At 70.8% G+C, this 14,266-nt stretch carries 11 protein-coding genes and 1 pseudogene; 8 read left to right on the forward strand and 4 right to left on the reverse strand.

What is annotated here, in order from left to right; translation table 11 throughout:
• Window positions 1-91 precede the first annotated feature (91 nt).
• Complete coding sequence (locus ACIBNA_RS14260) at window positions 92-616, reverse strand: hypothetical protein (protein WP_399165507.1); 525 nt, start codon at window positions 614-616, stop codon at window positions 92-94.
• A gap of 254 nt (window positions 617-870) precedes the next feature.
• Here ACIBNA_RS14260 and ACIBNA_RS14265 point away from each other — a divergent pair, with 254 nt between their 5' ends.
• Complete coding sequence (locus ACIBNA_RS14265; protein ID WP_399165508.1) at window positions 871-1,413, forward strand: bacterial proteasome activator family protein; 543 nt, start codon at window positions 871-873, stop codon at window positions 1,411-1,413.
• Window positions 1,414-1,498: 85 nt separating this feature from the next.
• On the opposite strand, the gene ACIBNA_RS14270 is transcribed toward ACIBNA_RS14265, so the two are convergent.
• Complete coding sequence (locus tag ACIBNA_RS14270) at window positions 1,499-3,145, reverse strand: protein kinase (protein WP_399165509.1); 1,647 nt, start codon at window positions 3,143-3,145, stop codon at window positions 1,499-1,501.
• Between the two features lie 365 nt (window positions 3,146-3,510).
• Between ACIBNA_RS14270 and ACIBNA_RS14275 the strand changes: the two genes are divergently transcribed.
• The 5 genes and pseudogenes from ACIBNA_RS14275 to ACIBNA_RS14295 all read left to right on the forward strand — a co-directional run.
• Window positions 3,511-5,100, forward strand: coding sequence for a protein kinase (locus tag ACIBNA_RS14275; protein ID WP_399165510.1), 1,590 nt, complete (start codon window positions 3,511-3,513; stop codon window positions 5,098-5,100).
• 415 nt (window positions 5,101-5,515) lie between these two features.
• Window positions 5,516-6,718: a pyruvate dehydrogenase (acetyl-transferring) E1 component subunit alpha gene (gene pdhA, locus ACIBNA_RS14280; protein ID WP_399165511.1), complete on the forward strand. Its 1,203-nt coding sequence runs from the start codon at window positions 5,516-5,518 to the stop codon at window positions 6,716-6,718.
• A 1-nt stretch (window position 6,719) separates the two neighbouring features.
• On the forward strand, window positions 6,720-7,697 hold the full coding sequence (locus tag ACIBNA_RS14285; protein WP_399165512.1) for an alpha-ketoacid dehydrogenase subunit beta: 978 nt from the start codon (window positions 6,720-6,722) through the stop codon (window positions 7,695-7,697).
• 10 nt (window positions 7,698-7,707) lie between these two features.
• Complete coding sequence (locus tag ACIBNA_RS14290) at window positions 7,708-9,108, forward strand: dihydrolipoamide acetyltransferase family protein (RefSeq protein ID WP_399165513.1); 1,401 nt, start codon at window positions 7,708-7,710, stop codon at window positions 9,106-9,108.
• A 347-nt stretch (window positions 9,109-9,455) separates the two neighbouring features.
• Window positions 9,456-10,182 (forward strand): annotated as a pseudogene (locus tag ACIBNA_RS14295) (RNA-guided endonuclease InsQ/TnpB family protein); the annotation flags it as partial.
• A gap of 206 nt (window positions 10,183-10,388) precedes the next feature.
• Here the strand turns inward: ACIBNA_RS14295 and ACIBNA_RS14300 are convergent.
• Window positions 10,389-11,288 (reverse strand): D-alanyl-D-alanine carboxypeptidase family protein, encoded by a 900-nt coding sequence (locus tag ACIBNA_RS14300; RefSeq protein ID WP_399165514.1) that lies wholly within the window; start codon window positions 11,286-11,288, stop codon window positions 10,389-10,391.
• A gap of 207 nt (window positions 11,289-11,495) precedes the next feature.
• On the opposite strand from ACIBNA_RS14300, the gene ACIBNA_RS14305 reads away from it, so the two are divergent.
• Both ACIBNA_RS14305 and ACIBNA_RS14310 read left to right on the forward strand, forming a co-directional pair.
• Window positions 11,496-12,146, forward strand: coding sequence for a GntR family transcriptional regulator (locus tag ACIBNA_RS14305; RefSeq protein ID WP_399165515.1), 651 nt, complete (start codon window positions 11,496-11,498; stop codon window positions 12,144-12,146).
• The gene (locus tag ACIBNA_RS14310; RefSeq protein WP_399165516.1) at window positions 12,143-13,438 is read left to right on the forward strand and encodes a nitrate/nitrite transporter; all 1,296 of its coding nucleotides are present in this window, start codon (window positions 12,143-12,145) and stop codon (window positions 13,436-13,438) included. The genes ACIBNA_RS14305 and ACIBNA_RS14310 overlap by 4 nt, the downstream gene beginning before the upstream one ends.
• A gap of 1 nt (window position 13,439) precedes the next feature.
• On the opposite strand, the gene ACIBNA_RS14315 is transcribed toward ACIBNA_RS14310, so the two are convergent.
• Window positions 13,440-14,183, reverse strand: a complete 744-nt coding sequence (locus tag ACIBNA_RS14315; protein ID WP_399165517.1) for an SAM-dependent methyltransferase — start codon at window positions 14,181-14,183, stop codon at window positions 13,440-13,442.
• Window positions 14,184-14,266 lie beyond the last annotated feature (83 nt).

The raw sequence follows: 14,266 nt of genomic DNA on the forward strand, positions 1-14,266 counted from the left end.
TCCTCCGCCTTGCAGAGGCACGCACCAGACCCCGCTCGCCGGCACCGAGCAGAACAGTCGCTTCCCTGCGACCTGATCCAAACGACAGACCCTAGACCCGCCGCAGCCGCAGGGCGAAGAAGGCGAGTCCGAGGCCGAGGCCGATCAGGACCAGGCCGCTGCCCAGCGGCAGGATGCGCAGGACCGGCCCGACGGGGCGTTCGGCGCGCGCGGCGGCGGCCTCCCGCTCGGGCTGCTCCGTCGGCGCGGAGGGCTCGGGGGCGGCTTCCCGGGGTTCCTCGGGTACGGCGGTGACCTCACCGGCGCCCCGCTCCCGCTCGGCGTCCTCGGGCCGCCCCGGCCGCTCACGACCCTCCCCGGCCCGGCTCCCGGCCCGCGAGGGCTTGCCCGGGGCGGAGGGGGCGGAGGGCGCGGCGAGGGCACGGCCCCCGGGGCCGTCGTCGTATGCCAGGACGTCGTACGCGAGGACGGAGCCGTACGACTGCACGGAGCCGTACGACCGGACGGACTGGACAGCTCCGTACGAGACGCCGGCCCCGTACGGTGAGACGACCGCACCCGCCCCCAGGGCGACCACCAGTCCCGTCGCCCGCAGTGCGCGTTGCCATGGAGTCACGTTGGTGACCCCCTCCCGCCGTGCCCGGTGGGGCAATTCCGGCAAGTTCGGTCAGATAGAGGCAATCAGCCTCACACCGCCCTACTCGTCCGGCACTCCGGGTTCGGCCGACAGGCGGAATCGCTGCCATGAGCCGGATTCACCCTTTGGTGAGCAACCCGAGGCCTGACCCGCACGTCTCCTCCAACACGGTGGATCAGTCTCCCGTGGGGGCACCACAGAGGGGAGGTGCAGGCGTGCGAGAGAATGGCGACATGGAGATGCCGAGGAACGAAAGGTCGCCGGAGAACCCGCAGATCCTGGTCGTGGGCCAGGACGGCATGGCGCTCAGCGGCGGCGGCGGAGACGAGGACTCCCGCGAGACTCCGATCACGGAACAGGTGGAGCAGCCCGCGAAGGTCATGCGCATCGGCAGCATGATCAAGCAGCTTCTGGAAGAAGTGCGCGTGGCTCCCCTGGACGAGGCCAGCCGGGTCCGGCTCAAGGAGATCCACGCCAGCTCGGTGAAGGAGCTGGAGGACGGTCTGGCGCCCGAGCTGGTCGAGGAGCTGGAGCGGCTCTCCCTGCCCTTCACGGACGAGGCGACCCCGAGCGACGCGGAGCTGCGCATCGCGCAGGCCCAGCTGGTCGGCTGGCTGGAGGGCCTCTTCCACGGGATCCAGACCACGCTGTTCGCCCAGCAGATGGCGGCCCGCGCCCAGCTGGAGCAGATGCGCCGCGCCCTCCCGCCGGGCGTCGGCCATGACGGCCTCGACGAGCAGCACCCGGGCGGCCGTTCGGGCGGGCCGTATCTATAACGCGTCCGCACCTGTCACGCGTCCGCGTACCGGCCATGTGAAGGGCCCGGCAGCCGAAGCTGCCGGGCCCTTCCGCGTGGGCGGGTCAGGCCGGCGGGTTGCCGGTGGAGACGTTGAGCTCGATCTCGGGCATGTCCGTCGGGTCCACGTCGGTACCGGCGGACGGGAACTGGTTCATGACCGCGCCGTCGCCGTAGGTGTTCTCGTCAATGAAGTCGATCGACTTTTCCCAGCCGGCCGACTGGAGGCAGGCCTTGACCGAGTCGATGTTCTTGAACTTGAAGTTGGGCATCCGGATCTTCTCGGGGTCGTTGTACGACTCCTGCGGCTCCGTGCACTCCTCGGTGTCGATCGTCTTCGACGTGTCCGGCCCGCGGTAGCCCGGCCTCTTGGACGCCGAGGCCGACGCACTCGCGCTGCTGCCCCCGCCGCCCTGGTCGTCCTGGCTGCCGCCGTTCATCAGCAGGGCCGCGACCAGGCCGCCGACCGCGACGACGGACACCACGATCGAGCCGATGATCACCGGCTTGTTGCTCCTGCCGCCGCCCGAGGAGCCCGGCGCGGTCTGCGGCGTGAGGTTGTACGGCGGCGGGGTCGACGGACCCGGCTGCGGGGAGTACGCGGCGGTGGCCGGCGTCTGGTAGCCGCCCTGCTGCGGGTAGCCGTACGCCGGTGACGGCGCCGCCGGGGCGGGCGTGCCGTACGGGTTCGGGGGCGGGGCCGGCTGGTACGGCGTCTGGACCTGGCCCGAGGGCGCCGGAGCCGCCTGGTCGACCGGCGGGAACACGGCCGAGCCGACGCCCGCGCCGCTCGGGGTGTGCGCGCCCGGGACGATGCTCGGCGGGGCGGGCTGGAAGGACGCCGCCACGCGCAGGCACTCGTCGCGCATGGCCTCGGAGCTCGGGAAGCGCTCGTTCGGGTTCTTCTTCAACGCGCGGGCGATCAGCGCGTCCACGGCCGGGGGCAGCGCCCGGTTGACCGAGGACGGAACCGGCGGCTCCTCCTGCACGTGCGCGTACGCGATGGCCAGCGGCGAGTCCGCGTCGAACGGAAGCCGCCCGGTGACCAGTTGGAACAGCATGATGCCGACCGAGTACAGGTCGGAGCGGGCGTCCACACCGCGGCCGAGGGCCTGTTCCGGCGAGAGGTACTGCGGGGTGCCGACGACCATGCCGGTCTGTGTCATCGACGTCACACCGGACTGCATGGCGCGGGCGATGCCGAAGTCCATGACCTTGACCACGCCGCGCTTGGTCATCATCACGTTGCCCGGCTTGATGTCGCGGTGGACCAGCCCCATCTCGTGGCTGATCTCCAGCGCGGCGAGCACGTCCGCGGTGATCTTCAGGGCCTTGTCGGCGGGCATCGCGCCCTGCTGCCGCACGTCCTCGTCGAGCACGGAGCCGAGCGGGCGGCCCTCGACGTACTCCATGACGATGTACGGCGTCGTCATGCCGTCGAGGGTGTCCTCGCCGGTGTCGAAGACCGAGACGATGTTGGTGTGCGTGAGCTTGGCCACGGCCTGGGCCTCGCGGCGGAACCGCTCGCGGAAGGCCTGTTCCCGACCGAGATCGGTGTGAAGTGTCTTGATCGCGACCTGTCGGTCGAGCACGCTGTCGTACGCGAGGTGCACCGAGGCCATGCCGCCCTGGCCGAGCAGATCACGCAGCTGATAGCGGCCATTGGCGAGCGCCTGCCCGGTGTACTGGCCGTGTGCGCCGTCCTGGCTCATGTTCCGTTTCCCCCGTAGCCCTTGAGGCGCCGCCGACTGCCGCTGATCCGTCACTGATCCGCGGTGCTCCGCGTTGATCCAAACCGTCATTCCCGGCCAAGTCTGCCCCAGGGCACCGACACGTCAAGCTCGGTGCCCGTTCCGTGACCGTACGCGAAGGAAGCGTCGCGGAAGCGTTACAGGGGCCGTACGACCGGTGCACAGAATTTGCACGACAGTACGGAGTGAAGGTTTCATGGCGCGTCCGTCCCGTGCCGGTCCTGGCACCCGTCTCGGACCGGCGGCTTGCGCGGAGGCTGTAGCGTGGCCGACGGAGACCGTAACAACACCGCGCGCACCGCGGGCAGAAACGACGGCGAGGACTGATGGCACAGCAGCAGCGCGCTCAGGGCCCGTCCGACCCCGAGGCGACTGGCGGCGGCATGTCGGACGCGCCGGAGTCCTGGGGTAACGGCGGGCTGGTCGGGGACGGCCGGTACCGGCTGACCCACAGACTCGGCCGGGGCGGCATGGCCGAGGTGTTCGCTGCCGAGGACGTCCGCCTCGGGCGCACCGTAGCCGTCAAGCTGCTCCGCTCCGACCTCGCCGAGGACCCGGTGTCCAAGGCGCGCTTCACGCGCGAGGCCCAGTCGGTCGCCGGCCTCAACCACCACGCGATCGTCGCCGTGTACGACTCCGGCGAGGACGTCGTCGGCGGTCACTCCGTGCCCTACATCGTCATGGAGCTGGTCGAGGGCCGCACGATCCGCGACCTGCTGCTGAACGCCGAGGCGCCGGGCCCCGAGCAGGCCCTGATCATCGTCTCGGGCGTCCTGGAGGCGCTCGCCTATTCGCACCAGCACGGCATCGTGCACCGCGACATCAAGCCGGCCAACGTCATCATCACGCACAACGGCGCCGTGAAGGTGATGGACTTCGGCATCGCCCGAGCCCTGCACGGCGCGCAGTCCACGATGACGCAGACCGGCATGGTCATGGGCACCCCCCAGTACCTGTCGCCCGAGCAGGCGCTCGGCAAGGCCGTCGACCACCGCTCCGACCTGTACGCCACGGGCTGCCTGCTCTACGAACTCCTCTCGCTGCGCCCGCCGTTCACCGGCGAGACCCCGCTGTCGGTGGTCTACCAGCACGTCCAGGACATCCCGACGCCTCCCTCCGAGGCCTCCGACGCCTGCCCGCCCGAGCTCGACGGCCTGGTCATGCGCTCCCTCGCCAAGGAGCCGGACGACCGTTTCCAGACAGCCGAGGAGATGCGCGGGCTGGTCCAGTACGCGCTCCAGATGCTCTACGACCAGGGCGGCCACACCGGCACCTGGAACACCGGCCCGGTCGACATGCACGAGGGCCGGCACACCCCGTCGGGCGGCTTCGCCCACACGGCCGTGATGGGCCACCCCGGGGACGCCTCCGGCACCGCGCAGATCCCGTCGCCGATCCTGCCCGCGGGCTACGGCGGCGGGGACGACGGCGGCTTCGAGGGCCACGGCAACAAGGGCGGCGGCCGCGGCAAGCTGTGGATCCTCGCCGTGCTCGCGGTGATCGCCGTCGCGGCGGGTGTCGCCCTGGCGCTGCAGAGCGGCGGCGACGGCACGAAGGCGCCCGGCACCACGCAGTCGCCGACCACCTCGCAGACGGCCGAGAAGAAGACGCCCAGCGAGACGCCGAGCGACGAGGTGACCGACGAGCCGACCGACACGTCCACGGACGACGGCAGCGGCACGAGCTCCGGCGGCGGCGGGTACACACCGTCGTACACGCCGTCCTACACGCCGTCGCAGAGCGCTCCCGAGACGCCCACCGGCCAGCCGACGGGCCAGCCGACCACCCAGGAGCCGACCGACGAGCCCACGGACCCGGAGCCCTCGGACCCGCAGACGCCGCCGGACAACACGGGCGGTACCGACACGGGCGGCGCGACCGGTGTCGTCGGAGGCGCGGGCGGCGAGGGCGGCTGACCCGAGGCCGGCCCCCTGACCGCACGGCCGGAACAAAACGGATGATCCACGCGCGCGTGGGGCCCGAAACGGGCCCCACGCGCGCGTGCCGTTTCGCCGCGCCGGAAAGTGGACTCTTCCCGTGACCTGGGTCACCGGGTTAACGTGCGGTTGCTCCGGCCTCCTGCAAGGCTGTGACCAGGGCTCCTTCCACACCTTTCCGATTTACTTGGATATCCAAGCAAAATCGCAGGTCAGAGAGGGTTTCACAGAAATGTGATGCACTGGGTAACGTGCCTTTTGCAGGGCGCTCGCCGGGGCACCTGTCACGCCTGATCCCGGTCGAGTGGCACCCACCCCGTGCCCGGTGGTCGGAACAGGTGAGCCGCACTGGCCTACCGGCAACCCCGGGGGCCGGACCGACGGAGGAGCACACGTGACCGTGGAGAGCACTGCCGCGCGCACACCGCGACGCAGCGCCGGAAGCAAGGCCGGCACCACCGGCACCAAGCGCACCACCCGCACGACCGCCAAGAAGGACGCCGGCGCGAAGGGCACCGAGCCCCAGCTCGTGCAGCTGCTGACGCCCGAAGGCAAGCGCGTGAAGAACGCCGAGTACGACAAGTACGTCGCCGGTGTCACCCCGGAAGAGCTCCGCGGCCTGTACCGCGACATGGTGCTCACCCGCCGCTTCGACGCCGAGGCGACCTCCCTGCAGCGCCAGGGCGAGCTGGGCCTGTGGGCCTCGCTGCTCGGCCAGGAGGCCGCCCAGATCGGCTCCGGCCGGGCCCTGCGCGACGACGACTACGTCTTCCCCACCTACCGCGAGCACGGTGTCGCCTGGTGCCGCGGCGTGAATCCGACCAACCTGCTCGGCATGTTCCGCGGTGTGAACAACGGCGGCTGGGACCCGAGCGGCAACAACTTCCAGCTCTACACGATCGTCATCGGCTCCCAGACGCTGCACGCCACCGGCTACGCCATGGGCATCGCCAAGGACGGCGCGGACAGCGCGGTGATCGCCTACTTCGGGGACGGCGCCTCCAGCCAGGGCGACGTGGCCGAATCGTTCACCTTCTCCGCGGTCTACAACGCCCCCGTCGTGTTCTTCTGCCAGAACAACCAGTGGGCCATCTCCGAGCCGACCGAGAAGCAGTCCCGCGTCCCGATCTACCAGCGCGCGCAGGGCTTCGGCTTCCCGGGCGTCCGGGTGGACGGCAACGACGTGCTCGGCTGCCTCGCGGTCACCCGGTGGGCCCTGGAGCGGGCCCGCTCCGGCGAGGGCCCGACCCTCGTCGAGGCGTTCACCTACCGCATGGGCGCCCACACCACCTCCGACGACCCGACCCGCTACCGGGGCGACGAGGAGCGCCAGGCCTGGGAGGCCAAGGACCCGATCCTGCGCCTTCGCCGCTATCTGGAGGCATCGAACCACGCGGACGAGGGATTCTTCGCGGAACTGGAGGCCGAGTCCGAGGCGTTGGGCAAACGAGTGCGCGAGGCGGTCCGTGCCATGCCGGACCCGGACCACTTCGCCATCTTCGAGAACGTCTACGCGGACGGACACGCGCTCGTCGACGAGGAGCGCGCCCAGTTCGCCGCGTACCAGGCGTCGTTCGCCGACGAGGGGGGCAACTGACATGGCCGACAAGATGGCTCTGGCCAAGGCGATCAACGAGTCGCTGCGCCGCGCCCTGGACTCCGACCCCAAGGTCCTGATCATGGGCGAGGACGTCGGCAAGCTCGGCGGTGTCTTCCGCGTGACGGACGGCCTTCAGAAGGACTTCGGCGAGAACCGCGTCATCGACACCCCGCTGGCCGAGTCGGGCATCGTGGGCACGGCGATCGGCCTGGCCCTGCGCGGCTACCGCCCGGTCGTGGAGATCCAGTTCGACGGCTTCGTCTTCCCGGCCTACGACCAGATCGTCACGCAGCTCGCCAAGATGCACGCCCGCTCGCTGGGCAAGGTCAAGCTCCCGGTCGTCGTGCGCATCCCCTACGGCGGCGGCATCGGCGCGGTGGAGCACCACTCGGAGTCCCCCGAGTCGCTGTTCGCGCACGTGGCGGGCCTGAAGGTCGTCAGCCCCTCGAACGCGTCGGACGCGTACTGGATGATGCAGCAGGCCATCCAGAGCGACGACCCGGTGATCTTCTTCGAGCCCAAGCGCCGCTACTGGGACAAGGGCGAGGTCAACACGGAGGCGATCCCGGGCCCGCTGCACAAGGCCCAGGTGGTCCGCGAGGGCACCGACCTGACCCTCGCCGCCTACGGCCCGATGGTGAAGCTCTGCCAGGAGGTCGCCGACGCGGCCGCCGAGGAGGGCAGGAACCTGGAGGTCCTCGACCTGCGCTCAGTCTCGCCGATCGACTTCGACTCGATCCAGGCGTCGGTGGAGAAGACGCGCCGCCTGGTCGTCGTCCACGAGGCACCGGTGTTCTTCGGCTCGGGCGCCGAGATCGCCGCGCGGATCACGGAGCGCTGCTTCTACCACCTGGAGGCCCCGGTGCTCCGGGTCGGCGGCTACCACGCGCCGTACCCGCCGGCCCGCCTGGAGGAGGAGTACCTGCCGAACCTGGACCGGGTGCTGGATGCCGTCGACCGCTCGCTGGCGTACTGAGGAGAGGGTCGTGACGACGATGACGGAAGCGTCCGTACGTGAGTTCAAGATGCCCGATGTGGGCGAGGGACTCACCGAGGCGGAGATCCTCAAGTGGTTCGTCCAGCCCGGCGACACGGTCACGGACGGCCAGGTGGTGTGCGAGGTCGAGACGGCGAAGGCGGCCGTCGAGCTGCCCATCCCGTACGACGGCGTGGTCCGGGAGCTGCACTTCCCCGAGGGCACCACGGTCGACGTGGGCACGGCGATCATCGCCGTGGACGTGAGCGGGGGGACCGCGCCCGCGCCCGCCGCCGAGCAGCCCGCGGCGCCCCGGACGGCGGACGAGCCGAAGGCGGAGGGCTCCGGCCGCCAGCCGGTGCTCGTCGGCTACGGGGTGGCGACGTCCTCCACCCGCCGCCGCCCCCGCAAGGGCCCGGAGGTCCCGGTCCAGCAGGCCTCGACAGCGATCCAGACGGAGCTGAACGGCCACGGGGCGGCGCCCTCGGCCGCCCCCGCCGTCAAGGAACGCCCCCTCGCCAAGCCCCCGGTCCGCAAGCTGGCCAAGGACCTGGGCGTCGATCTGACGTCGGTCGTCCCGACCGGCCCGGACGGCATCATCACCCGCGAGGACGTGCACGCGGCGGTGGCCCGGCCTGAGGCACCGCAGCCGGAGGCCCCCGTGGCCGCCGCCCCGGCACCCGCGCCGGCAGCGGTGTCGTACGACAGCACCCGCGAGACCCGCATCCCGGTCAAGGGCGTCCGCAAGGCGACGGCGGCGGCGATGGTCGGCTCGGCGTTCACCGCGCCGCATGTCACCGAGTTCGTCACCGTCGACGTGACACGCACGATGAAGCTGGTCGAGGAGCTGAAGGAGGACAAGGAGTTCGCGGGCCTGCGCGTGAACCCCCTCCTGCTGATCGCCAAGGCGCTGCTCGTCGCGATCAAGCGGCACCCGGACATCAACGCGTCCTGGGACGAGGCCGCCCAGGAGATCGTGGTCAAGCACTACGTGAACCTGGGCATCGCGGCCGCGACCCCGCGTGGCCTGATCGTGCCGAACATCAAGGACGCCCACGCCAAGACGCTGCCGCAGCTGGCCGAGTCGCTGGGCGAGCTGGTGTCGACGGCCAGGGACGGCAAGACGTCCCCGGCGGCCATGCAGGGCGGCACGGTGACGATCACCAACGTCGGTGTCTTCGGCGTCGACACGGGCACGCCGATCCTCAACCCCGGCGAGTCCGCGATCCTCGCGGTCGGTGCGATCAAGCTCCAGCCGTGGGTCCACAAGGGCAAGGTGAAGCCCCGTCAGGTCACCACCCTGGCCCTGTCGTTCGACCACCGGCTGGTCGACGGCGAGCTGGGCTCGAAGGTCCTGGCGGACGTGGCGGCGATCCTGGAGCAGCCGAAGCGTCTGATCACCTGGGCGTGAACCGACAGCGGCGGCCCCCTGCCCACGGGCGGGGGGCCGCCGCGGCGTATTGGGGGCCAGGGGGCTGTGCATCATGGCCCCCACCGACAATTCCACTCCTACCTGGCCGCCGCCGTTCCGGGCGTTCCAGACCTTCGTCGCGCTCTCGGCCACGGGCTACAGCGCCTCTACGAGCGCCACGTCCCTGCCGGAGAAGGCCATCCAGCGGGCGGGTTGCAGGTCATCGCCAGCCCGGCCTGCGCTGTTTCCCGATCTACCTCTGATCTTGCGCAGTGCGCCACCCTTCGGGGTGGTGGTGAAGCGCGTATCAAGACTGTTCTGACCTGCACCGTAGGCACGGGTCTGTTCTGGAACCCAAGCCGGAGCCCCACCGGGGCGGGGAAGTCGGCATCGACGTGGGCGTCACAGTCCCTCTCGCCCTCTCGGACGGAACGACGTACGAGCACGGCGCGTGGCTGACCGAGATGGAGGCGGCCAAGCTCCGGCGCCTGGAACAGCGTGCCGCCCAGCGCAAGGCACACCGCAAGCCCGGCGAGCACACCAGCCGTCGCCTGCACCGCACCTATGACCAGATCGCCCAGCTCCGAGCGAAAGCCAAGCGACGAGCCACCGACTGGCAGCACCAGACGACCACCACCATCGCCCGCACCTATGGCACGGTCGTGGTCGAAGCACTCACCATCACGAACATGGTCAAGTCGGCTCGGGGCACCGTCGAAGAGCCGGGTAGGAACGTCGCGCAGAAAACCGGGCTGAACCGGTCCATCGCCGCCGAGGCGTGGGGCCGCACGGTCACGATGCTGACGTACAAGACCGCCCGGTACGGCGGCACCCTGGTCAAGGTCCCTGCCCCTGGCACCTCCCAGCGCTGCTCAGCCTGCGGCGTCACCACTGCGGGCAGCCGGGAGTCTCAGGCCGTGTTCGTATGTAAGAACCCGGACTGCGGCTGGTCGGGCAATGCCGACCACAACGCGGCCCGGAACATCCTGCACCTGTATCGGATCGGCCTCGTGGCCTTCTGGAAGAGCAGTCGTCAGGCGCGCTCGCCGCGTCAAGCCTCCCACCGTAAGGTAGGGCGGAATCTCCCCCGTTCAAGGAGGGAGAGAGCTTCAACAGACCGTCAACAGCGACGCATTCCTCGGACTTCGACTACGTCGCCGGGCGGCGCAAGGCGGCCCGGGCGCTTGAGCACCGCCAGCGGACCGCTGCCTGACGAGCGAAAGGGGGGCTCACCGCCGACGGCGGTGAGCCCCCCTTTGGTGGTGCCTGTGGTGTCTGTCCTACTTGCTGAAGCCGTAGTTCAGCAGCTTCGTCGCGTCCGACTTCCGGGTGGGCCCGTCGGTCGAGGCGAGGACCGTGCCGATGACGGTCTTGCCGTTCCGCGTGGCGGCGAAGACCAGGCAGTACCCGGCCTCCGGGCCGGAGCCGGTCTTCACACCGATCGCGCCCGAGTAGCTCGCGAGCAGCGGGTTGGTGTTCTCCCACGGGGCCATCGTCCGCGTGCCGCCGGACTTCGTGGTCGTCTTCGCCGTGTACTTCTTCGTCTTGACGACCGTGCGGAACGTGGAGTTCTTCATGGCCGTGCTGGCGATCTTCGTCAGGTCACGCGGCGTGGAGTAGTTGGCGCCCTTGCCGATGCCGTCGAACGAGTCGAAGTGGGTGTTCTTCAGACCCAGGTCCTTGGCGGTGGTGTTCATCTTGCCGATGAACGACTTCACGCGCGCCGCCCGCGTCGAGCCCGAGCCGAACTTGTCGGCGAGCGCGTACGCCGCGTCGCAGCCGGACGGCAGCATCAGCCCGTACAGCAGCTGGCGGACGGTGACCTTGTCGCCGACGATCAGCTTGGCGTTCGACGCCCAGTTGTTGTCGACGATGTAGTCGCTGTACGCCTTCTGGATCGTGACCTTACTGTCCAGGTTGAGCTTCGGCTGCTTCAGCACCACCAGGGCCGTCATGATCTTGGTGGTCGAGCCGGTGGAGCGGCGGGTGTCGGCCGCCTTGGTGTAGAGCGACTTGCCGGTCGCGTTGTTCATCACGTAGCCGCCCTTGGCGGCGATCGTGGGCGCCGTGGCGGCCTGCGCGGGCGCAGCGGTGAGGGCTCCGGTCGCGAGCATGACGCCGGTAGTCACGGCGGCGGCCGCAGTTCTGCGGAGACGGGTGCCCTTAATGCCGGTTATCAAGTGAAGTACCCCGATTGCGTTGAATGCCCCATCGGTGCGGCCGAGTTGAGGACGAGGGGAAAGGGGCCGCACGTGTCTGACTTGTAACTAGCACACGTGGTTGGGCTGTTGACGAGGCGGCCCCCTCTTTGCCACAGATGTGTGACATTCGAGTCCGCATACTGGACGAATGCATCCATGCGTACCTGTTGTATCTATGCTGTCGGCATGACCCTGGCCGTGAAGCAACCTCCCGCCGCCGACCGCGTCTACACCCACGTCAAGCAGGGCGTCCTGGAGCGCCGTTACGAGGGCGGGACCCTCCTCACCGAGGGCGAGCTGGCCGAGGCCGTCGGGGTCTCGCGCACGCCGGTGCGCGAGGCGCTGCTCCGGCTGGAGGCCGAGGGGCTGATCCGGCTCTACCCGAAGAAGGGCGCCCTCGTCCTGCCCGTCTCCGCCCAGGAGATCGCCGACGTCGTCGAGACGCGGCTGCTCGTCGAGGAGCACGCGGCGCGCAAGGCCGTGCCCGCGCCCGCCGGGCTCATCGAGCGCCTGGAGGAGCTGCTGGCCCGGCAGAAGAAGCAGGCCGCCGCCGGAGACCTCGCGGGGGCCGCCGTCACCGACCGCTGCTTCCACGCCGAGATCGTCCGCAGCGGCGGCAACGAGATCCTCTCCCGGCTCTACGACCAGTTGCGCGACCGCCAACTGCGGATGGGCGTCGCCGTCATGCACTCCCACCCCGACCGGATCGCCAAGACCCTCGTAGAGCACGAGGAGATCCTCGACGCGCTGCGCGCCGGGGACGCCGAGGCGGCCGTCGGGCTGGTCCACCGGCACGTCGGCTGGTTCTCGCACCTGGCCCGGGGGGAGGTCCGATGAGCGCCACCGCGCTGCCGGGCGATCCGCCGGGTGGCCGGCGCGCGCTGGCCGTCTGGGGCATCGGCGTCTCGGTCTACTTCGTCGCGGTCATCTTCCGTACGTCCCTGGGCGTGGCCGGCCTCGACGCCGCCGACCGCTTCCACGTCAACGCCTCCGCGCTCTCCACCTTCTCCATCCTCCAACTGCTGGTCTACGCGGGCATGCAGATACCCGTCGGCCTGCTCGTCGACCGGCTCGGCACCAAGAAGGTCCTGGCCCTCGGGGCGGTGCTGTTCACGGCCGGGCAGCTGGGCTTCGCGTTCTCCCCGTCGTACGGCACGGCGCTCGCCTCCCGGGCGCTGCTCGGCTGCGGTGACGCGCTGACGTTCATCAGCGTGCTGCGGCTCGGCGCCCGGTGGTTCCCGGCCCGGCGCGGGCCGCTCGTCGCCCAGTTCGCGGGGCTGGTGGGCATGGCGGGCAACCTCGTCTCCACGCTCGTCCTGGCCCGGCTGCTGCACGGGGTCGGCTGGACGGCGGCCTTCGCGGGCAGCGCGGCCGCCGGGGCCGTGGTGTTCGTCCTGGTGCTGCTGTTCCTGAAGGACCGCCCGGAGGGCCACGAGCCGGAGCCGCTCCCGCACCAGGGCGCGGCCTACGTGCGGCGGCAGATCGCAGCCGCCTGGCGGGAGCCGGGGACGCGGCTCGGACTGTGGGTGCACTTCACGACCCAGTTCCCGGCGATGGTGTTCCTGCTGCTGTGGGGCCTGCCGTTCCTCGTCGAGGCACAGGGACTGTCCCGGGCCACGGCCGGCGAGCTCCTCACGCTGGTCGTGCTCTCGAACATGGTCGTCGGCCTGGTCTACGGGCAGATCGTCGCCCGGCACCACGGGGCGCGGCTGCCGCTCGCGCTCGGCACGGTCGGGACGACGGCGGCCCTGTGGGCCGCGACGCTGGCCTACCCCGGACCGCACGCCCCGATGTGGCTGCTGATCGTGCTGTGCACGGTCCTCGGGGCATGCGGGCCCGCGTCGATGCTCGGCTTCGACTTCGCCCGCCCGGCGAACCCGCCCGAGCGGCAGGGCACGGCCTCCGGCATCACCAACATGGGCGGCTTCGTGGCCTCCATGACCACGCTGCTCGCCGTCGGGGTGCTGCTGGACGCCACCGGCGACGACTACACCGTGGCCTTCTCGGTGGTGTTCGTGCTCCAGGCGCTCGGAGTCGCGCAGATCCTGCGGCTGCGCAAGCAGGCGGCCCGGCGGGAGCGGGAACGGCTGGTGGCGAGCCGGGTGGAGACGGTGCACGTGCCGGCGTAGGTCAACGGGCCGACACCGGTACGAGGGTGAGGTACGCCAGGCCGAGGACGCCGCGGTAGGTGAGCCAGGCGGCTCGGTGGCGGTCGGCGCGCTGCCGGGTCTCCTCCGCCAGGGGGTGGTCGGGGTGCTCGGCGAGCCACACCTCGGTGTCCGCGAGGTACGCCGACTCGAACTCCTCCCATTCGTCGAGGCTCGCGGTCTCCGTCCACTCCGGCCTGAACCCCGCCTCGATCGCCAGGTCTACGAGGGTGGCGAGGTCGGGGTGGTCGGTGGCTTTCGCGTCCGGCCACATGCGGGCCAGCTCGGCGTCGGTCGGGGTGCGGTGCCAGAAGCCTTCGCCGAGGAGGACGCGGCCGCCGTCGGAGACGAGCCCGCGCAGTTCGCCGAGCGCTTGCGGCAGTCGGCTGCCGAGGGCCTGGCTCGCGCCGACGCACAGGACGAGGTCGGCGGGGCCGTGGGGGGTTCCGGTGGCGGACTCTTCGAGGAAACGGACCCGGGCCGTGAGGCCGCGTGCATCGGCGGCTTGTCGACCGCGGGCCAGGTCCTCGGCGTTGAGGTCGATGCCGGTGCCGGTTGCCTTCGGGGTGGCGGCCAGGATGCGGAGCATCAGCTCGCCCCAGCCGCAGCCGATGTCCAGGACGGTTGTGGGGGCGTGACGGGTCAAGCGTGTGACCAGCCGGTCTGCGCGTGGTTCGGAGAGCGGGCCGTGGAAGGTGAGGCGGGTGTGGCGGGCTGGGGTTGTCATGATCAGGGACGCTACGGGGGCCGGCGGGCGGACGGCATGGGGTTTTCGCCGCACTGTCCGTCGGTGCTGGGGGCGGGCGGGTG

Source organism: Streptomyces sp. NPDC050164 (assembly GCF_044459945.1).
Lineage (GTDB): Bacteria > Actinomycetota > Actinomycetes > Streptomycetales > Streptomycetaceae > Streptomyces > Streptomyces coeruleorubidus_A.